We start from the raw sequence: 21,103 nt of genomic DNA, 5'->3' as shown, positions 1-21,103 counted from the left end.
CTATCGATCGGCCGGGAGCCGGTGCCGGCGGATCAACCGCTGGCCGATGAAGGTCCGCCAGACCCGGTCGGCGACGGTCGGCTCGACGATCCAGAGCTGGCGCTGCGCCTCGGCGAGGGTGGTCGGCGCGCTGAAGAGATCCAGGAACAGCCGGCTGCTGCGGTTGAGGGCGAACACCTGACCGTCGACCCGGCGGAACAGGTGCCGGTCCGCCGGCAGGTCGCCGGGGACGCCATCCTGCTCGTCGGAGCGGATCCGCCGGTACGCCTGCCAGACCTGCTCGTCGTCGCGGTCCACGAAGGAGCCGTTGGCGAGGAACTCGGTCTGCTCGTCGGTGTCGTGGCGGACCCGGTCGTGAGCGAGGACGCTCCGCACCTCGGTGCCGTACCGGTCGTGGTAGAAGAACGTGTGCGGGGTGTCGGTGGCACCCAGCCACGGGCGGTGGTAATGCCCGGGGTTCAGGCCGGCCTTGGCCCGGGCGACCTCGGCCTGCGCCGCCTCGGTGACCGGTTCGTCGTACTTCAGCATCCGCACGATGTCCGACCCCTCGACCGGCCGCACGTTCGTGATGCCGAACCGCTCCGGTTCCTTGGCGACGATGGCGCCCGGTGTGAGCATGAAGTCGCCGAGCCCGCCGAGGGTCCACAGGTCCGGGTTGTCACGCAGGAAGTTGACGCTGTCCAGCGCCTCCTCGCGGGTCTCGGTGGGGAAACCGGTGAAGCCCATCATCTGTACGCCGATGTTGGCCTTGGTCATCGCGGTCATCGTGCGCCGCGCCTGATCGGGCTTCGTGCCCTTGTCGATCAGGTCGAGGATGCGCTGGTTACCGGACTCGAAGCCGACCGAGATGGCCACGCAGCCGCTACGCCGCAGCAGTTCGCAACGCTCGTCCGACCAGTACTTCTCCAGCCGGATCTCGGCACCCCAGCGGAAGTCCAGCCCGCGTTCGACGACCTTCTCGGCGAAGCGCAGGATGGTGGCCGGAGCGAGCACGTCGACCGAGAAGTAGATGAACTTGGCGAACTTCGACAGCTCGGTGACGTCCGCGACCATCGTGTCCGCCGTGTCCTGCCGCCAGGGGCTGGTGGGGCCGTCGGTGTTCAGGCCGTAGTCGCAGAACGTGCACTTGTTCCAGTAGCAGCCTCGGGTCGGCGAGTAGTAGACGAACCGCTCCGGGCTGAGATAGAGGTCCCAGGGCAGGCCGGAGAAGTCCGGTACCGGCACCTGCGCCAGGCGTTCGTAGCGCAGGGGCAACTGCCGCAGGCGACCGTACTTCGGGTGCAGCCGGACGTTCGGGTGCCCGGCCGGCAGGGTGCCGGTCTGCACCGCGTCCAGGATGTCCGTGTACGCGCTCTCCCCCTCCCCGACCACTATCGCGTCGAAGTCGGCGAGCACCTGGAAGACGTACTCGGGTTTGCTCGCGCACTTCCAGACGTCGGAGATCTCGGTGCCACCCGTGATCAGGAAGACGTCCGGGCAGGCCCGCCGCACGAGTCGGGCGATCCAGAGCGCGAACGGGAGCTGCCACTGGTAGGTGACGCTGATGCCGATCACCTGGTGCCCGCCTGCGGCCAGCCGCGGGATCAGCACGTCCTCGTAGTACGGCAGGAAGGGGCGGTTGAGCCGGGCGAGCACCGCCTCGTCGGTGAGCGCGGCCACCGAGCCGATCGAGATCATCGGTGGCGGGTGGAGCCGGAAGCCGGCGTGGAACTGCCCGGGGAACCCGACAGTGCCGAGCGCGTCCATCCAGGAGATCACGCCCTCGACGGCGTCCTGGTAGTGCCGGTAGTCGTAGAACAGGGTCGGGTCCTGCAACACAGCGACGGACCGGCGCAGCCGCTCCGGATCGGGGTCCGGCAGGCCGAGCTGGTTCGCCCGGGCCATCAGCGCGTCGGGCTCGCTCAGGTCGTCGGTGGAGACCCGGGACAACTCCCGCCGCAACCAGTCGGACGCCGAGGGGGTATAGGAGTGGTGGAACGCCTCGATGTTGGCGTCGATGATCTCCGCCGGCAGGTGTCCCTGCGCCCGCGCGTACGAATCGAGATAGTTCAGAGAGTGGTATCCCGAGGTGGGATCGGTAAGCGGGGGATAGATCAGTGCCGCCTTCACCGTGCCGCTCATCGACTCCTCCTCAGCTGACCCCGGCCGTTGTGCCGGCCAGGGTGTCCTCCGACGCGAACGTGGCCACCGCCGGCAGTCGCGGGGCACCGAACGCCTTGACGTACGCAACGAGCGGTTCGGCGGCGTACCGGAACGCCGCCAGGTCCACGAAGCCCCGGTCCCACACCGCCGCTTCCAGGGCGTCGACGGCACAGCCCCACAGCCGCGCGAAGTACGCGTCGACGACCTCGGTGCGGAAGTGCAGCCGGCCACCTGGGCGGCGGTGCCCATTCGTACGCGGGACGAGCGTCTCGTTGAGCGACGCCGCGGTCGCCGCGACCTGCCGCGCCGCGGCGAGCATCGCGGGGGTACGCAGCGGCGCCGCGACCATCCACAGCGCCAGGCTGCGGTACGGCGTGGTGCCGAACGCCCGCACCAGCATCCGCAGCACCGCCTCCTGGTCGCCGAGATCCCGTTCCCGGACGGTCAGCCAGTCCCACCCGGTCGGCGGTCCAGCGGTCAGCCCTCGCTGGCGGGCCACCTCGCTGGCGCGCTGCTCGACAGTCGGGTCGGCGATGTCGACCTCGGCCAGCCCGGCCAGCACGCTGCGCCGGTGCCAGGCCGCCGACTCGGGATGCAGCAGCATCAGCACCGCTGCGGCGTCCCGGTCGCTCACCCAGTGCCCGCCGACCTCCTCGCCGGCGAAGCGCGAGCGCCAACTGTCCAGGAAGCGGGTGTGCAGGTTGTCGATCGGCTGGTCGCCGGCGTGCGCCGGGCACAGCTCGGGCGCGTCGTCCGCCGCCATCGACAGCAGCAGCCGGGCGTCGGCGCTCTTGGCATCAAAGGGGTGCCGTCGGTGCCAGGTCAGAAACCGGTCCACGACTGCCGCCGCCTCGGGCGGCGCGGTGCGTTCCAACGCCCGGTACGACCGCCGCCGAAAGGGCAGGTCCCGACCGATGGTCAGCAGCAGCTCGGCCTCGGCGTCGCTGAGCACGCCGGCCGTGACGGCCCGGCGCAGCGCGACCCGGATGTTCACAAGCGGCACGCTCAACGCGCGGTGGCCCTCCTCTGCCGGACCGTGCACGACGGCCACCTCGTCGTCACCGGTGACGACCCCGTCGCGGTAGAGCCGGAACACCTCGCCCACGCCCCGCATGCCGAACGGCCACAGCTCGGCGGCGCGCAGCGCGCCCATGCTGGCGGCGCCGGCCACCGTCACTCCCCGGTCGAGCAGGTACAGGATCTCCCGGTGGCGGACCGGCGGGTGTTGCAGGAAGAACCCGTCGATGATGAGGACCCGGTCGCCCGGGTCGACGTCCAGGCGGAGCAGGTCGCCGTGCGCCACTGGTGGCAGCACCACCGCGTCGGGCAGCAGTCGAGCGACCTCGTCGGCCGGCAGGCTCGGACCGATGAAGACGACGTCAGTCACGGGGCACCCCGGGTCGGACGCTGAGCGCCCGCTCGTCGAACATCCGCAGGCCGGGGGCGAACACCTTGCTCACCGGAATGCCGATGTCGTCGTGGGTCAGGTCGACGCTGAACGGCTCGACGCCGGTGACCCGCTGCACCCGCGACGCCAGCTCGCGCAGCACCTGGGTCACGTCCCCCGCCGGTGGCGGATCCCGGCGGACCGGCCGGACCGGCCGGTCCACGGTGGGCGGTGGCACCGGCGGCGCGCCGACGTCGTGGTACGCGGTGGCGTCGATGTCGTCCCGCGCTCCGGAGACCATGACCAGCCGCGACTGCGCCGCCTCCGACATGGCCCGACCGACGGCGATCTCCGGGTCCAGGTGGCAGCCGAATCCGCCGAAGGTGACAGGCAGGTCCGGGGACCAGATCGAGGCGGCGTAGCAGGGTACGCCCACCGCGTTCGTGATGTCGCAGACCTCCACCCAGCAGTCCGCCCGCAGCAGCGCCTCGTACACGGTGCGGGTCATCGCGTTGGTGGCGGTACCCGGGTCGGCGTAGGTGCGCTCGGCCAACGGTGCGGTGCAGTACGGGGCGATGCAGTCGCGTTCGACGACTTCGAGCAGGGCGTGCAGGCTGGCCTCGGCGAAAGTGTTCCCGGTGGCCAGCCCGTTGCTGCTGGGGGTGAACAGGGCGCGATCCCAGCCGCGTCGGACGGTGAAGTCGAGTTCGATGGTGGCGCGGGGCACCAGGCAGTGCGCTCCGGTCACCAGCCCCCGGCCGGCCACCCAGTCGAGTTCGACGGCGGAGGTCAGGGGCGACCGTTCCGCCAGGTGCAGCCACCTGACGTCGTACGGCAGGTCGAGCGCCTCGGCCGGGGACCTGACGACGGTCCCCGGCCGGAGGTTCTCGGCATGCCAGGACTCGATGCTCTCCATGACCGCGCTGACCCGGGCCTGCGTCGCCGTGGCGCCGGTGCCGACGCTCACCGCCATGGTGGCTCCGACCGGCCGGTAGGCGACGTGCACCGGCAGGCCGATCTCGTCGAGCCGGGTGATGTCGGCGACCCGGGTGATCCGGAACCGGTCGAGCAGGCCGGCGATCCGGGTCCAGGTCTGCTCCACGGTGGCCGTCCGGTAGGTGCCGGATCGGAAGGCGATGGTCTCGGTCGTGTCAGTCATCGAGGCTCCCGGCGGGGGTGGGGAAACTCAGAGGATGAGGACGGCGATGATGTTGACGTTGTTGTCGGCGACCGGGGCGACGCCGCCGGCGACCGTCTCCAGCTCGGCCTCGGTCAGCTCGTTGAGGTCGACGAGCGGCACCTCGGGCACGTGCAGCACGTGCAGGCCGGGCGTGCCGGCCCAGTCGGCGACGATCTGGTCCTTGGTGTAGAGCGTGGCGGGCTGGGCGCGGTCGACCTCGACCCGGGAGCCGGAGGCGACCGGCAGGCCGGCAGCCGTCGCGTAGCCGGTCGGGTCGGCGAGCAGGCGCTGCAGTTCCTCGTCACTGCGCCACACCGCGGTGACCAGTTCCGAGTACTTGGTCACGAACCTCGCGCCATATTCCTGGTCGTCGTTGCTCATCGTTCGGTCCTTTCCTCGGGGGTCGCTGCGAGACGGGGGTCGATCGCTGTGGCGAGAACGCTACGAAGATCGAGGTTCGACAATCAACGGTTTCGGCTTACTGCCATCAGAATCTGCCGTGCCGACCGATGGGCGGCAGACATCGGTGTCAGGTGCAGCAGCACGGGCAGCAGCAGGCGCAGCTCGGATCCAGGCCGGCGACGACGCTGTCCAGTTCGTCCTCGGCCAGCTCCGCCTGGGCCACCGGCAACAGCGACGGCACGAAGAGCACGAACCGGCCGGTTGTCGCCGCCTGCTCCCACGACTCGATCTGCACCTCCAGGTCCGGATCGGTGTCGGCAACGTCCCGGACCACCTGGACCTGCACATCCTCGGGCAGGTGCAGCCCGTAGCCGGCGAGGAACCCGCGCGGGTTCCGATCGAGGGCCTGCTCCTTGACCGGGTCGGCCCAGACGTCGGCGACCAGCCGGCTGTACGCGGCCACGAAGACCGCTCGATCGACAGGTGTCACACCCTGCTCCCTTCGGTTGTCGACCGCCGGCGGCGGCGACAGGCAGCGCGGGAGGTTCCGGGCCGCCGGTTTCGCTTCATCGTGGGCCACCTGTGGATCCGGTCCGCCCACCGCGCGGCGATTTCATCGAATGTGGCCGCGAAAGGGTCGCGCTGCGGCGAAAGCCGGGTAATTGAGAATCACCGGCTGGCGGCGGGCGAACAATTCTAATGAGAGGCACCACTGTGGACAAGTAGTAATTCCTCGCCTGTCATTCCCCGGGTGTGCGCACCTAGGCTGCGATCGGCGGACCGCCAAGGAGTGACAGCGGTTCGACGGGGAGCCGAGTTCCGTCACCGAGTGCTGCCGGAGGCCACCGTGACCATCGACGAGGTGACGACGACGCCCGGCGGCCCGGCCGGGTACAGCGTGGAGGAACTCGCCCGCAAGGTCGGGATGTCACCGCGCAACATCCGAGCCCACCAGGCCCGACGCCTGCTGCCCCCGCCGGTGCGGCGCGGGCGGGCCGCGCTCTACGACGACTCGCACGTCCGCCGGCTGGACGCGATCCTCGCCCTGCAACGGCAGGGCTTCAACCTGGTCTCCATCGAGGCGATGCTCGGGGTCCGGGCCAGCGACGACGCGCCCGACGGGCTGACCGCGATGCTGCAACGTCTGACCGCCGACCGTCCGGCGCTTGCCCACGCGCTGACCCGGCACGGGGTGATCGGCCGGACCACCGACGGCACCGTCCGCACGGTCCGACCACGCCCGCTGCGCGCCGCCCTCGACCTGCATCGGGTACGCGTGGGCACGGTGCCGGCTCTGCAGACCCTCAGTGAGGTGCTGGACAGCCTCCGGCCGGTGGCCGACGAACTGGTCGCCGCCATCACCGCCCGGCTGCTCACCCTCGCGCCGGAGCTGGTCCGCGGCAGCGCCCGGTCGTCCTGGGCCGATCTCGACCGGGAGACCCTGCTGCTCACCCAGGGCGTGGTGAACGTGCTCACCGAGGCGTTCCGGCTCGCCGTGGAGAACCAGTCCGAGGCGCACGTCGCCGAGCTGCTGGAGAACCACCTCGACGCGGACGTGTGCCTGGAGGACAGCACTGTCATCGACAACGGCTGATCGACCCCTCAGCCCGGCGCGGGCTGCCCGTCCGCCTGCCGGCTCTCCACCTCGGCGTCCGACCGGTCCGGTTCGGTGAGCAGCTGCCGCCGCGCCAACCTGTGGAACAGCCCGTCCGGGTCGTCCATCAACTCGTCGAAGGTGCCCCGCTGGACGATCCGCCCCGCTTCGAGGACCACTATGGTGTCCGCCGCCCGGACCGTGGACAACCGGTGGGCGATGACCACCCGGGTCGCCGCCAGGGCCGCTGTGCTCCGGCTGACCACCTCCTGGGTCCGGTTGTCGAGCGCGCTCGTCGCCTCGTCGAGGAAGATGATCCGGGGCAGGGGGGCCAGCGCGCGGGCGATCAGCACCCGCTGCCGCTGCCCGACGGAGAGCGTGCCGCCGCCGAACGGCACCATCGTGCTCATCCCCATCGGCAGCGCCTCCAGGTCGTCGGCGAGGCCGGCCATCCGGGCCGCCTCCCAGACCTGGTCCAGGGGGTAGCTGCCGGCGCCACAGATGTTGTCCCGTACCGAGCCGGCGAAGAGCTGGCCATCCTGCAGGACCACACCGCACTGCCGGCGGACCGCGTGGACGTCGAGTTCGGAGAGATCCTGGCCGTCGTAGAGCACCGCGCCCTGCTGCTGGCGTTCGAAGCCGAGCAGCAACCGCAGCAGGGTGGACTTGCCGCAGCCACTCGGTCCGACGATGGCGACGAACTCCCCCGGGCGCACGTGCAGGTCGATGTCGACGAGCACCGGCGGCTCGTCCGGCTGGTAGGCGAAGGTGAGCCGGTGCAGCGCGACCTCGCCGCGCAGCTCGCCCGGGTCCACCCGGTCCGGACGGGCCTCCGGTTCGGCACGCAGGATCTCCCGCAGGTTGCCCAGCCGGGGCACCGCCGCGATCACCTCGACCCCGGCCGACACCAGCACCAGCAGCGCGCCGAGCAGCATCGCGAAGCCGACGTTGAGAATGAAGAAGTCGGCCGGCGCGACCCGCCCGGCGAGCGGTCCCATCAGTACGGCGAACAGGACCAGTTGACCGGCGACCGGCAGCACTGTGCCGAAGGCGACAAGGCCCGCCTGACTCTGCCGGACCCGTTGCAGCGATGCGCGGGCCGCCGCGGCCACCTCCGACCAGCGCGCGTGCGCCCGGGTCTCGGCGGCAGCCAGTTTGATCTTCACGATGCCGCCGAGCAGTTGGTTGGTCATCGCCGCCGCCCGGTGCTCGGCCGGCAGCGCGGACCGTTGCTGCCGGACGATCAGGACGGCGAACCCGCCGAAGGTCAGCATGGTGACAACGACGATCCCCGCGCCCCACAGACCGAGCACCGGCTCGACCACAAGCAGCATGCCGAGGGTCACCGCGACAGTGGCGGCGGCCGAGACGAGTTGTGGCAGCAGCGCGCTCAACGCCTCACCGACGAACGAGATGCCCAACATCGAGTTGGCGATCTCACCGCTGCTGCGGCCGGTGAAGAACCGGGCCGGCAGCCGCATGAGCCGGTCCCAGATCGCCAACTGCGCGCCGGACTGCAATCGGCCGTCCAACCGCAGCAGCCGCAGGTTCTGCACCACGCCGACCAGACCCGCCACCACCGCCGCGCTGAGCATCAGCGCGACGAAGCCGACGAGGCCCGTCACCTCGCCCTGCCGGGCCAGCTGGCCGAGCACCTCGCCGGTGGCCAGCGGCACACCGAGGCCCAGCAGCGCCACGCAGGTGGCGGCGATCAGCAGACCCCGGACGTCCCGGGCCGCACCGACCAGCCCGGCCCGCACCAGGTGGCGCATCCGCGCGGTCGGCGGCAGCGGCGCCTGCACCTCGGTCGCCTCGGCGGCGAACGTCGCGGCCACCGTCGCGTCGATCGGGGCGTACGCCCGGGTGTCCGGGTCGACGTGGTGGTAACGGCCCCGGCGGAACAGCAGCGGCACCGCGACCTGACGCTCCGGGTCGTCGCCCTCCCGCCACCCCACCAGCGGACCCAGGTCCCGCCGCCACCACCGGTCCGGCAACCGCACCGCACGGAGGAACAGGCTGGACGCCCGGGTCACCGCGTGCACCGCCGCCCGGTCGTCGAGCGGCGCGCGGCTGCGGTCGGCCGGCTCGTTGATCGGGGTGTCCATCCCGGCGGTGACCACCCGGAGCACCGAGGCCGCCCGCCCGTACCTGTCGAAGCCGGCCTCGGTGTCCGGGACCGGCACCGCGCCACCCGCGCCGATCACCCCGATGGACCGGCGGGCCGCCGCGGCGAGCACCGCCGCGTCGGTCTGTCGGCGCCGCCGCACGGCACTCAGCAGGGCCGCGTCGGCCTCCTCGATCCGGGTCTCCACCATCCGCAACAGCCGGGCCACGTGCTGGTCGACGGCCGACCGGAGCTGACCGCTCACCAGCAGGTCCCAGCTGCCGTGGCTCTCCACCGCGCACGCCGACTCGGCCACCACCCAGTCCCGCTCGGTGACCAGCAGCAGCTCCCGCTCCCCCGACATCTCCGCCGGGCCGCCGTCGTTGCGGCGCAGCTGCCCGCCGGCGCTGCGCAGCCACCAGGCGCCGCCGGTGGAGGTGAGGGCGCTCCCCTGCGCCAGCGAAACGATCTCGCGCCCACACAGGGTGGACGCCTCCCGGGGCGCCTGCCCCCGGCGCAGCGCGTCGGCGACCGTGACCAACACCAGGTCCACCGCCGCGACCAGCTCCGTCGCGGCGGTCCGCGCCCGCAGCAACGCCCCCTCGTCCGCCACCCGACCGAGCTGCGCGTGCCGCTCCAGCAGGGACAGGTGCCGCCGGGACAACCCACGCAGCTCGGTGCCGGGCAGCGGCACGAGGATCAGCTGCCACGCACCGATCGCGGTGGACGTCGGCACCAGCCCACCGGTGGGCAGCCGGGCCACATGGTGCCGACGCGAAGGGCTCAGCCCGGCCCGGCGCACCGCGAACAGGTCGGCCGCGCCCCCGGTCACCAGCCAGCCGGCCACCGGACCGTCCAGCCGGCAGACCTCACGTACGCCGTCCCCGCAGAAGCCGAGCAGGCTGCCGGCCGGGAAGTCCTGCACCGCGCCACTCATCAGCGTCTCCTCGGATCGTCGTGGTCAGTGATCTCGGACCAGGCGCGCGTACGCCCCGTCCCGGGCGACCAGTTGCTCATGGGTGCCGCGCTCGACCTCCCGACCGCCGTCCAGTACGACGATCAGGTCGCAGTCGCGGACCGTGGACAGCCGGTGGGCCACGATCAGGCAGGTCGCCCCTCGACGGCGCAGGTGCAGATCGATCCGACGTTCGGTCTCGGCGTCCAACGCGCTCGTGGCTTCGTCCAACACCAGCACCCGCGGGTTGCGCACCAGCGCTCGGGCGATCTCCAGCCGCTGTCGCTGGCCGCCGGAGAAGTTGCGGGCGTTCTCCCGTACCGGGCTGCCCAGGCCACCCGGACGGGCCGCGACCTCGTCGTAGAGGCAGGCGTCGGTGAGCGCGCCGACCACGTCCTCGTCCGCGACCGTCAGGTCCCACATTGTGACGTTGTCCCGGACCGTCCCCTCGAACAGCCGTTGGTCCTGGTCCACCATCGCGACGGTGGCCGCCCAGAGCCCGTCGTCGGCCGCCGCCCGCTCCTGACCGTCCACCGTGACCCGTCCGGTCCAGGGCTGGTACAGACCGGCAACCAGCCGGCCGACAGTCGACTTGCCACTGCCCGACCGGCCGACAAGCGCCACCCGCGCTCCGGGCGGCAGGTCCAGGCTGAAGTTCTCCAGCAGCGGACGGCCCAGCGGGTTGTAGCCGAACGTGACCTCCTCGAGGCGCAGGTGTCCCTCCATCGGCGTCAACGCACGGGTTGGTCGGTCCGGGTCCGGTGGCAATGGGTACCGCTCCACGTCGCGCAGCCGGTTGAGGTCAGCGCTCATATCCTGCAACCGCGAGCCCAGCGCGGTCAGATTGCCGAGCGGGCGGTTCATCGCGGCGGCCAGGCTCTGCATGCCGACGAGCACACCGACACTCATCGCCTCCGCGACGACCTGCCGGCTGCCCAACCCGAGCAGCACCGCTGTGGTACCCGAGGCGAGAAGCGCCGGCAGCACCGAGAGCACCGCGGTGGGTACCCCCAGCCGCTGCTGACGGGTGGCGACGGTGGCGTGGCGGGCCGCGAACCGGGCCACCGCCCGTTCCTCCTCGCCGCCGGCCTTCACCGTCTCGATCATCTGCACCGTGGTGTACACGGTGGTCACCAGCTTGCTGCGGTCCGCCTGCAGGCCGGCGACGGCTGTCGACCGGGTCGAGGCGACATAACGCAGCACGCTGACGTTCAGCCCGGCGAGGACCACCGCGCACACTCCGAGCAGCAGGTCGTACTGGCAGAGCAGAGCCCCGTACGCCAGCACCAGGCCGGTGTCCACCACTGTGGTGGCGGTCCGGCGGGTGAGCACCTCCGCGACCACCTCGTTGCCCCGGACCCGCTGGCCGAGGTCGGCGGCCTGCCGCTGGTCGAAGAAGGCCGGCGGCAGCCGCAGCAGATGTCGGAAGAACCGAGCGGCGCTGGCGAGAGCGAGCGCCGTCTCCGCGCGTACGGTAAGTCGTTGCTGGAGCAGGCTGGCCAGGAAGGTCAGCACGGTGGCCACCGCCACCGCCGCCACCAGGCCGGCGAACGCGGCCCGGTCCTCCTGCAACAGCACCCGGTCGACGAAGACCTTCGCCATCACCGGAATGGTCAGACCGACCACGGCGATCAGCAGGCCGAGCAGCAGCATCTGCGCGATCGCCGAGCCCGGGCCGCGCCACCGCTCGGCCAGCGCCCGCACCAGCCGGTAACGGGTGCCGCCGGGCCGGAACTCCGGGCCGGGCTCCATGGTGAGCACGATGCCGGTGAAGGCGCCGTCGAACTCCTCCCACGTCACCGCCCGGGGGCCGGTGGCCGGATCGTTGACGAAGACCTTACGGCCGAGCCCCTCCAACACCACGAAGTGCTCGAACCGCCAGAACAGCACCGCCGGCAGCGCCACCGTGGCCAGGCCGGCCAGGTCCATCTGGAAACCCTTGGCCACCATCCCGTACCGGCGGGCGCCCTTGAGCACCGTGGCCGCTGTGGAGCCGTCCCGGCTGACGCCGCAGACCCGCCGCAGCTCCTCCAGGGGCACGTGCCGACCGTAGTGCGCGAGCAGGATTCCCAGCGCGGCGGCACCGCACTCCACCGCCTCCATCTGGATCAGGGTGGGCGTACGGACCCGCCGACGCCGGATCCTGGGCAGTTCCGGGGTGCCGCCCGTGGTGCTCGGCGCGCTCATCGGCGCAGCAACCAGTCGATCGGGTGCTCCCGGTCCACAGTGAACCAGGCGGTCACCTCACTTGCCGAGTTGAGCTGGAACGGCGGCGGGGACTTGGTCCAGCGCAGGCCGCCCGGAGCCGCCGGGTCGGGCGCCAGGGCCACCGTCACCCGGACCACGCTGCCGCTGGCGAGCAGCCGCCGGACGTCCGGCCCGGTGCCCAGGAAGGCGCGCAGTGAGGCCTCGGTCTCCGGGAACGCGCCGACGGTGGTCACCTGGCCGGCCAGGGTGCCGAACACGTTGCGCGGAGCGGCCGCGGCGGCCACCTCGACGGGCACCCCGGGTTGCAGCAGCGGCGCGGCGACGGCCGGGGCGTAGACCACGGCCTGCAACGCGTCCCCGGCGGTGTCGAGCCGTTCCAGGTCGGCCAGGTGTGTGCCCGGGGTGACGATCTCACCTTCGGAGACCAGCCAGGCGACCACGTACGCGTCCCCCGGCGCGGTCTCCACCCGCACCTTGCCGTCCGATGTACGCAGGCTGTAGAGAGGGGTGCCCTTCGGCACCCGCTGGTGCGGTGCCGCCCACACCTTGGTGACCTGGCCGCTGTCGAGCGCGTCGAGAGCGGAGATCCCGTTCGAGTGGATCAGCACCCCGGCCGCCTCGACGGTCCGGGGCACCACCGTACGCACCGACCAGACACCCGCCGCGACCACGACGATCACCAGCGCGGTGGTGGCCAGCCAGTTCGGCACAGTGGTCAGCCGGACCGCCCGGTCCAGTTGCTCGGGCGCCTCCAACTGGCGTAACGCCTGCCGCCGGAACTTCACTGTCGGCCCCCCGCCCCGATGGGGCCGGTGTCCCGCCGCGAGCCGAGCAGGAAGTCGGCCACGCTCGGCTCGACGAGCGGGTCGAGGCCGGACAACTCGGCGAAGGCCTGGGAGTCCCCGGCGCCGAGGGCGCAGGGCGCCAACCCCATGGCGGTGGCGACGAGATACATCTGCTGGGTCAACACACCCGCGTCCTTGAGAATCATTGCGTAGCTCATCCCTTCGTACTTCCACATCAGCCGCTGGACCCGGGCGGTGACCACCAGGACCGTCTGCGGCGGCCGGGGCAGGGCGCCGGCGGCCCGGGCGTACGCCAACAGCCGGTCCGCAGCCGGTCCCCACCCGGCGACCGGCTCCAGCCGGTGTCCGACCGCGTCGTAGTGGTAGAGCCCGGGGTCGAGCCCGGCGCAGCGCGCGACAAGTGGGTAGATCTCCAACTCGTAGACCCCGCCGCCGCCCGGGTAGGGACGGTGACCGATCTCCTGCCCGCCGGCCTCGCCGACGACGCTCGTGTGCTGCGACCGGTACAGGAATTCCGCGAGCCGGTCCAGGGGCAGCGGTGCCGCGTCGTCGTGGTCGCGCACGCTGCGGCGGTCCGCGACGACCTGACCGAACGCGGGGTCGGCCTTGGCGATCGTCGCCAGGTCGGGCAGCGGCAACTCGACAGCCCGCCCCCCGTCGTACGGGCGGCGCAGCGGTTGCGGGGCGAAGCGCTCCCGCATCCGGTACGTGCCGCCGACCGGCAGCGCGTGCCGACCTGCCCGGGAGCGGTGGTGCAGCCGCAACTCCTCAGGTGACCAGTAGGCAAGCGGCGCGTCGTCGCACTCTGCGGTGAACTCGGCGTCGGTGACCAGGATCCGGGCGGTGGCCAACTCGTCGAGCACCCGGCCGGCGGCTGCCGGCGACACGCCGAGCGTGCGGGCCACCGCGTCGGGGTCGACGCCCGGCACGGCGGCGGCCAGCACCGCGCCGACGGCGGCGTCGGCGCAGCCCACCGCGAGGGTACTCAGCGGCGACGCGGCCATCAGCAGGCCCTGTTCGTGCTGGAGGGTGGCGAAGCGGGAGAGCCGGTAGCGGACCCCGGGGGTGTGCAGGCGGCTCTCCGGCAGGCTGCCCCGACCCAGGCCGGTGGGCACCAGGTCGAGCAGCGCCCGGTCGTCGACCTGGACCCGGCGCTCCAACCAGGAGTGGGCGAGCAACCGACGCAGCAGCAACTGCGCGGGCAGCACCCGGCTCTCCCCCTCCAGCCCGCTGATCAACCGGCCGACCTCGACGTCGTTCACCCAGTCGGCGGCGAGCCGCAGCAGCAGCGCCCGCCGGCCCATCCCCGGTTGTTCGAGGGTGAGCTGGAAGCGGGTCTGCCGCAGGGTCAGCGAGCCGTCCTCACCGAGGCGCAGTTCCGCGTCACGGCGCAGCCGGTACGACTCCTGTACCGGCGGACCGCCGACGGCCCCGCTCACGACGACCGCCTACCGACCGGGTCCACCACGCTTGTCATCCGCGCACCCCCACTAGAAGAAGACGTTCAGCGGGTTGGCCGACGTCTCGTCGCCGGCCAGCGGGCCCCGGCCGAGGCGGGCCGGCACGTCCCACAGTCGGCCCGGACCGAGCCGGCGCCAGAAGTGCCGCAGGCCCGGCACGACCACCTTCACCACCGCCAGCTCGACGTCCGGACGGGACTGGTCGACGACGATCACCTCCAACCCGGCCCGCTCCGCCCGGCGTACGCACCACCGCACGTCGTCACCGACGTCGCCGGTGGTGAGCGGCGGGTGGTCCGCGACGGTGGTCGGTGGCCGGGTGGGATCCGGGGTCAGCCAGGGCTGGTCGGCCACCCGCACCGTGCCGAACCAGCGGGCCGTGTCCGGGTCGTCGCCGCCGTGCCGGTTGCCGGCCGACGCCCCTTTGGCCACGGCGGGCAGGAACTGGTTCACCTCGGTGAGCGCCCGGGTCAACGCGACCCGCGCGTCCAGGTGCGCGCCGAAGCCGACAAGCACGTCCTCCGGCCCCGCACCGAGCCGCCGGGACACCGCCGCGAACGCGGGTACGCCGAGGTCGGCGGTCAGGTCGAGGGCCCACAGTTCACGGCCGAGGGCGGTGGCGTGGTGGTCCACGCAGGCGGCGGTCCACGGGTCGGCGAACGAGGCGAGGTCCACCCCCGGCATCCGGGAGCGGTGGTACCACCACAGGGCCACGCTGTCCCGCTCCACGAGTTCGCAGAAGCCCTGCACGATCGCCTCGGACTGGTTGCCGCCGGCCGCGCAGCCGTTCGAGTCGGCCGAGCACACCCCCAGCCCGGTCAGCTCCGGGTGCCCGTACCAGCAGTGCGCGGCGGGCAGCTCGCGTGGTGTCTGGCGGGTCAGCGACCAGCCCGTTGTCCAGTCCAGCTCCACCTCGTCGGGCAGTGGGCGGGGAACGCGGTGCAGGTGACCCAGGTCCCGGTTGAGCCGATCCCGGTCGGCGTACTGGCCCTCCGAGAACAGCAGCAGCTCCCGCAGGTGCACCGCGCGGTCCGGGCCGAGTTGCCGGTAGGTGGCCCGGTGCACCGGGCGATCAGCGCGCCACACCCCGCAGTAGCGCTCCACCGCCTCCCCGACCGCGCTCATCCGGGCCTGCAGGTCGGTCCGGCCCTTGCCGCCGCTCTGTCCGCGCAGATTGCGGCGCAACGCGGCGAGCTGGCGGGGCTGGGCGAAGTTGTGCCCGGCCGAGTACGTGTGGGTGACGCCGTTGTCGGTCGCCTCCAGCGGGGTCAGCCGACTCACCACGCCCAGATACCGGCTGACGTGGTGGGCGAGCGCGGCGTACGCCTCGGCGGGTTCCCGGGTACGGGATTCCCCGCCCCGACTGGGCTGGGCGCCGCTCGGGGGCAGGTCGATCCGGGGCTCGGCCTTGCCGACCAGGTCCGGGTCGCCGCAGGCGGGGCACTGCGGTTGGCGTACCAGCTGGTGGCTCTCCGTGCTCAGATCCCGGGTGTCCAGGGCGACCATCCGGCCGGTGAGGCGGGGTGACGCACCCCGGACGGCAAGCACGGCGAGTTCGGCGGCGAGCAGCCCGGCGGCCATGGTGGCCAGTCCGGGCAGCACCGCGCGGCCGGGCTGCGGCAGCGCGCCGGGCAGTTGTTGCCCGTCGAGGAAGGCGTTCACCTGTTCGTTCTCCTGCCACCGTTGCCGAAGGCAGGCCCAGCAGCCGGTGCGGCCCGGCACCAGGTGCGGGCCGAGGAAGACGACGTTGCCGTGTGGCCGGGCCAGCGTCCACGCCCGACCGGCGGCCAGTTGACGGTCGTTGGTCAGGGCCAGCCGGGGGTCGAGCATCGACTCCGGCAACACCAGCACCTGGGCGGTGCCCGGGTCGGGTTCCGCCGGGTCCGGTCCGATCACCGTCACGGCCAGCCCGAGGGTGCGCAGCGCGTCGGCGGTCTCGGCCACCCGGGGCGCGCCGAGGTCCACGATGGTGACCGCGCCTCCGGCCATCCACCGCTGGCCGGCCTCGGGCGGGACACCCCGGGCGTCCCAGCCGGCGGCCTCGGCCGGCGAGGTGTGCGCCGGGCCGGACACCAGCAGGCCGTGGTCACGCAGCCGGGCGAGGGCGGCGGCGACGGCGGCGACCGGGTGCCGGGTGGCCAGCCGAACCACCACGTCGGCAAGCGGCGCGGCACCGTCGAGCTGGTCGGCCAGATCCGCCGCGACCGGGTCGTCGATGAGCAGGCTGCGGGTCTCCCCCAGCACCACCAGCGGACCGTCGGGCAGCCGCACCGGCAGGTAGTCCGATCGGAAGCGCGGACGCCACATGGTTCCTCCCGAGCCTGGTGACCGGACGGCCGACGCCGCCGGCGATCACGGCTGCTGCCATCGTCGCGGTCCCGGGCGTCCGATCCGAGGGATGCCACAGGTTTCTGCCGCCGCCGGCGTCGTGGCCGCTCGCCGACCGCGCCCGCCGAGGCGTCGAGCGACGCGGCGCTGGCCGGTCAGCCGACGGTGACGGTCAGCGCTGTGTCGTTGAGACCCAGCACCGACGTGCCGGCGGCCTGCGCCGGCACGAGCAGCGCGAAGGTCTCCACCCGGGTGACCCGGATCGACTTGCCGCTGACCGCGGTGCGCTGACCGGTGGCGATCAGGTCCGGGCTCTGCGGCACCATCTGGACGGTCGCTGGGCCGCCGGGCGCGGGACGCAGTGTGTCGGTGGCGTGGATCGTCAGGAAGGTGAGCGTGCCGGTCGGCACCGTCACCGCGCAGTCCGACCACTCCGCCCGGTCCATGGTCCGCCGCACCGCCGCGCCGGCACCGGCGAGTTGTTGCCCGTAGACCTCCCAGCCGCCGGCGAACTGGCCGTCGAGCAGCGGGCTCGACGCGACGAGGGACCGGTTGCCGGTACTGGACCCGGTGCTGCGGGCGAACACCTCGGCGGCGAGAGCCCGGCGGCTGGTCTCGTCCAGGGCACCGCCGCCCGCCGTGGCCGGCCGGCCGTCGAGGCTCCGGGCGACCACCAGTGAGGGTTGGGTGACCTGCACGTTGTGGCTGAGTTTCCACTGGCCGTCGGCGCCGCGCACGAACTGGCTGATGTCGGTGGGTGCCAGCTCCGAGCCGGTCAGCCGGAGGGTGGCAGTGACGAGGAAGCAGGCCGGGTCGCCGGGCGGCACCGCGAATACCGGGTTGATGTGCTGGAAGGACGGCTGCGTCCGTTGGTTGTAGGCGGCCCGGCGTACCGCGGCGATGCTGAGGTCGAGCGACGGCGGCACCTCCTGGGTCCGCAGCACCTCGACGTCACCGGCCACCGAGGCCGCCGAGTCGGCCTGGTCGAAGGCGGTGAGCACCAGCGCGGCCCGGTCCCGACCGAAGGTCGCCGGATCCGCGGGGGCAGGGGTGGCCGCGTCCACCGGCTCGCCACCACAGCCGGCCAACACGACAAGCGCCACCGTGGCGGCGGCGATCCGCGTCGCCGGCACCGGCGCGGTGAGGGTACGCGGGCCGCTGACGGATCCATTGCCCAGCATCTCGTCCTCCATCCACCACCGGTGCACGGGATTCGCGTCCGATGCAGTCGAGTATGTGAGCGGCTGTCGCGCCACGACGGTGGCGGCGCGGCCTCGTGCTGCCCGGCCTGTCGACGTTGCACGAAACGGTGTCATCGGGCCGGGGTCGCGGTCACCGATCGGTGTCGTCGAGGCGGGCGACCCAGGCGACCAGAGCCGACCGCGAGGCGACGCCCGCCTTTCGGTAGATGCGGGTCAGGTGCGCCTCCACTGTGCGGGGGCTGATGTTCAGCTGCCGCCCGATCAGTCGGCTGGTGGCCCCGGTCGCCGCCAAGCGCGCGATGTGCCACTCCCGGTCGGTGAGGGCGGCCACCTCGCGCGGGCCGACCGGGCGGGCCAGCCGCAGGGCGACCCGCTCCGTCCCGCACCACCCGGCCAGCTCCAGCGCGCGGCGGCGGGCCCGCGCCGCCACCCCGGTCTGGTCCGCGGCTTCGGCCGCCCGAGCCAGCGAGGCCAGCGCCAGACTGCGCCGTAACACCATCCCGCCGGAGCGGAACAGATCGGCAGCGGTCTCCAGGTGCGGCACCGCCACCGACGCCTCGCCACGGGCGAGCAGCACCTCGCCGTACGCCGCCTCCGCGAAGCCGCGCTGCCCGGGGAGGCCGACCTGGTCGGCCTCGGCCATCGCCAGCCGGGCCTGCCGTTCGGCGTCGTCGGTGTCTCCGGCGGCCAGAGCGGCGGCGCAGAGCAGCTCGAACCACCGGGGTCGGAGGGTGCTCTGCAGCCGGCTGAGCCGGCTGTCGCCGCCGGCCGACCGCACCAGGTCGGCACAGGTCGCCGGATCACCGGCGAGCAGCGCCGCGCTCGCCAACGCCATCGCGGCGGTACGACCGCACCAGGTGGCGAGGTCGGTGGCGATGCCGGTGGCGCTGCGGGCCAGCGCCACCGCCCGGTCGTCGTCGCGCAGGCCGCCCCGCCACGCCGTCGCCTCCGCCTCGAACGCCAGGGCGAAGCTCAGCAGGTGATGGCTGCCGATCCGCCGCGCGACGATGCCGGCCTCGGTCGCCAATGCGATGGCGGTGTTCAGCTCGCCGCAGTGGTAGGCCACCTGACTGCGACCGAGCAGCAACTGGCACAGGCCGTCGTCGCGGTGCGCGGCGCGGACCAGCGTCAGCCCCCGGTCGAGGTGCCGTGCCGCGTCGGCCTGCCGTTCGAGGTACAACTCGGTCAGGCCGAGCGCGGTGAGGCAGTCGGGGTGGTCCCGCACATCCCGGTCCGGCAGCGAGTCGACGATCCGGGCACCGTCGTCGAGCAGGCCCCGGGCGTCGTCGAGGGCGCCGTCGTGGGCGGCGGCCAGGCTGCGGACGGCCAGCAGGCCGGCCCGGTCCGCGCCCGAGCCGCCGGGCTCGCCGCTGAGACCGTCGGGCAGCCCGACGGTGGGGCGACCGGACAGGATGCCGGCGGCACCGATCTCGGTGGCGAGTCGGTAGCCGCCAACGAACGCGGTGCCGGCCGGCAGGGCGGCCAGCTCACGCCGGCTGATCGCCGCCGCCTCCGCGTAGTTGCCGAGCAGGCGTTCCACGCGTGCCCAGAGAGCCACCGCCTGGGCCCGTCGTCCCTCCTGGTCGGCGGGGAACAGCGGCACGATCTCCTGGAGCAGGGCCCTGCTCTCGGCCAGGTTGCCCGCCTCACCGGTGATCTGGGCCAGCGCGAGTGACACGTCCCGGCGACGCTGCGTCGGACCGGCCGTCGGCCGCAGCGCCCGCAACGCGAGCCGCAACCAGCGGATGGCCACGTCCGGTGTCTCGCGCCGGACCTCCTGCGCGGCCCGGCAGAGCACGTTGACGCAGCGGTCGACCCAGCGGCCGTTCGGGAGGGCGAGCAGGCGCTCCGCGTAGCGGGCCCGGTCCGCGGGTGGCGCACCCAGCTCGACGAGCGCGGTGAGGGCCCGCGCGCACGCCTCCGACTGCCACGCCGGGTCGGTGTCCTGGGCGACAGCCATCCGCAGCACCGGGTGCCGGAAGGCGAAGCGGCCGGTGCCGGGGACCCGGCGGATCAGGTCGAGCCGGGCCAGTCGCCAGCCGGCCTCGACCGCCAGGGACGCCGGGACCTGCGCGACCTCGGCGAGCACGTCCGTGCCGAAGGGCGCGTCGACGATCGCCCCGGCCCGTAGGCAGGCCAGGTCGACAGCGGGCAGGCCGCTCCACTCGCGGCGCAGCGCGGCCACCGCCGCGTCGGACAACCGGACGCCCACGGTACGGGTCGGGTCGGTGTCGGCGCTCTCGATCGGGAGTGCCGCAAGGTAGCCGGGGTTGCCGCCGGTCAGGTCGTAGCGGGCGCGCACCTCCGGCGGGCCGACGCGGGGGTGCAGCAGGGCGACCTCCGCCCGGCTGAGCGGGTGTAGCTCGATCCGCTCGTGTGTCGTCGCTGCCCCGTCGACGTGGTCGCGATGGTCGGGTGGGCCGAACGGCATCGGTGTCGCCATCTGCCGCGGACGGTAGACGAGCACGAGCAGCAGCGGGGCGGGCACCGGATAGCGCAGCAGGTGGGCGATCAGCCCGGTGGAGGAGGCGTCCGCCCAGTGCAGGTCGTCGAGGACCAGCACCAGACCGTCCCGGGCCGCCAGGCCGATCAGCCGGCGGGCCAACTGGTAGGTCCGGAACCGCCGGGCGTCCGAGGCCCGCGCGGGCGCCGGTGGCACCTCGGCGGCGGATTGCGCCCAGGTCTCCCCGGTGGACCGCGCCCGCAGCCCGCGCGGGGGTGCCTGCCCCGCCGTGAAGGCGTGCCGGAACACGTGGAAGGGAACTCCGCGCTCGTCCGGCGAGCAGGTCCCGACGGCCCAGGGAATGGTGGGGACGCACCGCCGGACGGCCTCGTGAACGAACCGGGTCTTGCCGGTGCCCGGCTCCCCCACCACCTCGCAGAGCATTTGCCGGCCGCGACCGAGCACTGTGGCCTGGGCTCTCCTGATTCGCGCCAACTGTTCTTGCCGCCCCACGAAGTGTGGGTCGATTGACGCATTTTCCAGCCCAGTTGTCATCACGCAGATCAGACGCTTTCCGGCGCGCTCAAAGAGGATTGAACGCACTATACCGAAGCATCGGCGAATGTCGAATATCCGGATGTGGTCAGCTCCTGTCGGCATCCGAAATCGGGACCAGAGAAGTGCCCACAGCAAGTCACAATCCGTTGAAAGGGACCGGTCACCCGAAGCGTGGAACGATATCCCTGAAACCCATTAAATCACCCCGCAGGCAGTGGGCCGAGACACCATCAGTCGATTTGGCGCACACCGCAGGGTCGGTGTTTGGTGGCGACATGAACAGTGGACGACACCCTTGCGCTGCCGGGGCCGGGACACCCGGCTGATTGCCAGA

Annotated in this window: 13 protein-coding genes; 1 reads left to right on the top strand and 12 read right to left on the bottom strand. The window is 72.8% G+C overall.

Translation table 11 applies throughout. From position 1 onward, the window contains the following. The 5 genes from AB0B86_RS10455 to AB0B86_RS10435 form a co-directional block, all read right to left on the bottom strand. Positions 1-2,121: a radical SAM protein gene (locus AB0B86_RS10455; RefSeq protein ID WP_357402158.1), complete on the bottom strand. Its 2,121-nt coding sequence runs from the start codon at positions 2,119-2,121 to the stop codon at positions 1-3. Between the two features lie 10 nt (positions 2,122-2,131). Further along, the gene (locus AB0B86_RS10450) at positions 2,132-3,529 is read right to left on the bottom strand and encodes a TfuA-like protein (protein ID WP_357402160.1); all 1,398 of its coding nucleotides are present in this window, start codon (positions 3,527-3,529) and stop codon (positions 2,132-2,134) included. Further along, positions 3,522-4,688: a YcaO-like family protein gene (locus AB0B86_RS10445; protein WP_357417368.1), complete on the bottom strand. Its 1,167-nt coding sequence runs from the start codon at positions 4,686-4,688 to the stop codon at positions 3,522-3,524. Before AB0B86_RS10445 ends, AB0B86_RS10450 begins: the two co-directional genes overlap by 8 nt. Positions 4,689-4,715: 27 nt before the next feature. Further along, positions 4,716-5,090: a hypothetical protein gene (locus AB0B86_RS10440; protein ID WP_357402164.1), complete on the bottom strand. Its 375-nt coding sequence runs from the start codon at positions 5,088-5,090 to the stop codon at positions 4,716-4,718. Positions 5,091-5,238: 148 nt separating this feature from the next. After that, positions 5,239-5,601 carry a hypothetical protein gene (locus AB0B86_RS10435; protein ID WP_357402166.1) on the bottom strand — a complete coding sequence of 121 codons (363 nt, stop codon included), beginning with the start codon at positions 5,599-5,601 and terminating at the stop codon, positions 5,239-5,241. 357 nt (positions 5,602-5,958) lie between these two features. On the opposite strand from AB0B86_RS10435, the gene AB0B86_RS10430 reads away from it, so the two are divergent. Beyond that, positions 5,959-6,705, top strand: coding sequence for a MerR family transcriptional regulator (locus tag AB0B86_RS10430; protein ID WP_357402168.1), 747 nt, complete (start codon positions 5,959-5,961; stop codon positions 6,703-6,705). Between the two features lie 8 nt (positions 6,706-6,713). On the opposite strand, the gene AB0B86_RS10425 is transcribed toward AB0B86_RS10430, so the two are convergent. The 7 genes from AB0B86_RS10425 to AB0B86_RS10395 form a co-directional block, all read right to left on the bottom strand. Continuing rightward, positions 6,714-9,746 carry an ATP-binding cassette domain-containing protein gene (locus AB0B86_RS10425; protein ID WP_357417365.1) on the bottom strand — a complete coding sequence of 1,011 codons (3,033 nt, stop codon included), beginning with the start codon at positions 9,744-9,746 and terminating at the stop codon, positions 6,714-6,716. 24 nt (positions 9,747-9,770) lie between these two features. After that, the gene (locus AB0B86_RS10420; protein WP_357417363.1) at positions 9,771-11,951 is read right to left on the bottom strand and encodes an NHLP family bacteriocin export ABC transporter peptidase/permease/ATPase subunit; all 2,181 of its coding nucleotides are present in this window, start codon (positions 11,949-11,951) and stop codon (positions 9,771-9,773) included. After that, positions 11,948-12,757: a hypothetical protein gene (locus AB0B86_RS10415; RefSeq protein ID WP_357402174.1), complete on the bottom strand. Its 810-nt coding sequence runs from the start codon at positions 12,755-12,757 to the stop codon at positions 11,948-11,950. The genes AB0B86_RS10420 and AB0B86_RS10415 overlap by 4 nt, the downstream gene beginning before the upstream one ends. Then, complete coding sequence (locus AB0B86_RS10410; protein WP_357402176.1) at positions 12,754-14,217, bottom strand: SagB family peptide dehydrogenase; 1,464 nt, start codon at positions 14,215-14,217, stop codon at positions 12,754-12,756. Before AB0B86_RS10410 ends, AB0B86_RS10415 begins: the two co-directional genes overlap by 4 nt. Positions 14,218-14,268: 51 nt before the next feature. Further along, positions 14,269-16,545 carry a TOMM precursor leader peptide-binding protein gene (locus AB0B86_RS10405; protein ID WP_357417360.1) on the bottom strand — a complete coding sequence of 759 codons (2,277 nt, stop codon included), beginning with the start codon at positions 16,543-16,545 and terminating at the stop codon, positions 14,269-14,271. Between the two features lie 176 nt (positions 16,546-16,721). Continuing rightward, complete coding sequence (locus AB0B86_RS10400) at positions 16,722-17,759, bottom strand: hypothetical protein (RefSeq protein ID WP_357402180.1); 1,038 nt, start codon at positions 17,757-17,759, stop codon at positions 16,722-16,724. Between the two features lie 139 nt (positions 17,760-17,898). After that, complete coding sequence (locus AB0B86_RS10395) at positions 17,899-20,766, bottom strand: AAA family ATPase (RefSeq protein WP_357417357.1); 2,868 nt, start codon at positions 20,764-20,766, stop codon at positions 17,899-17,901. Between the last annotated feature and the right edge of the window lie 337 nt (positions 20,767-21,103).

The sequence above is a fragment of the Micromonospora sp. NPDC049047 genome (assembly GCF_040649135.1).
Lineage (GTDB): Bacteria > Actinomycetota > Actinomycetes > Mycobacteriales > Micromonosporaceae > Micromonospora.
The sequence above is the reverse complement of the archived record's forward strand: the minus strand, read 5'-3'. Positions and strand labels throughout refer to the sequence as shown.

Excerpts from the sequence above, each read along its gene's own strand:
- AB0B86_RS10455 (WP_357402158.1), bottom strand. The coding sequence starts at position 2,121 with ATGAGCGGCACGGTGAAGGCGGCACTGATCTATCCCCCGCTTACCGAT.
- AB0B86_RS10445 (WP_357417368.1), bottom strand. The coding sequence starts at position 4,688 with ATGACTGACACGACCGAGACCATCGCCTTCCGATCCGGCACCTACCGG.
- AB0B86_RS10440 (WP_357402164.1), bottom strand. The coding sequence starts at position 5,090 with ATGAGCAACGACGACCAGGAATATGGCGCGAGGTTCGTGACCAAGTAC.
- AB0B86_RS10425 (WP_357417365.1), bottom strand. The coding sequence starts at position 9,746 with ATGAGTGGCGCGGTGCAGGACTTCCCGGCCGGCAGCCTGCTCGGCTTC.
- AB0B86_RS10420 (WP_357417363.1), bottom strand. The coding sequence starts at position 11,951 with ATGAGCGCGCCGAGCACCACGGGCGGCACCCCGGAACTGCCCAGGATC.
- AB0B86_RS10405 (WP_357417360.1), bottom strand. The coding sequence starts at position 16,545 with ATGTGGCGTCCGCGCTTCCGATCGGACTACCTGCCGGTGCGGCTGCCC.
- AB0B86_RS10400 (WP_357402180.1), bottom strand. The coding sequence starts at position 17,759 with ATGGAGGACGAGATGCTGGGCAATGGATCCGTCAGCGGCCCGCGTACC.
- AB0B86_RS10395 (WP_357417357.1), bottom strand. The coding sequence starts at position 20,766 with ATGACAACTGGGCTGGAAAATGCGTCAATCGACCCACACTTCGTGGGG.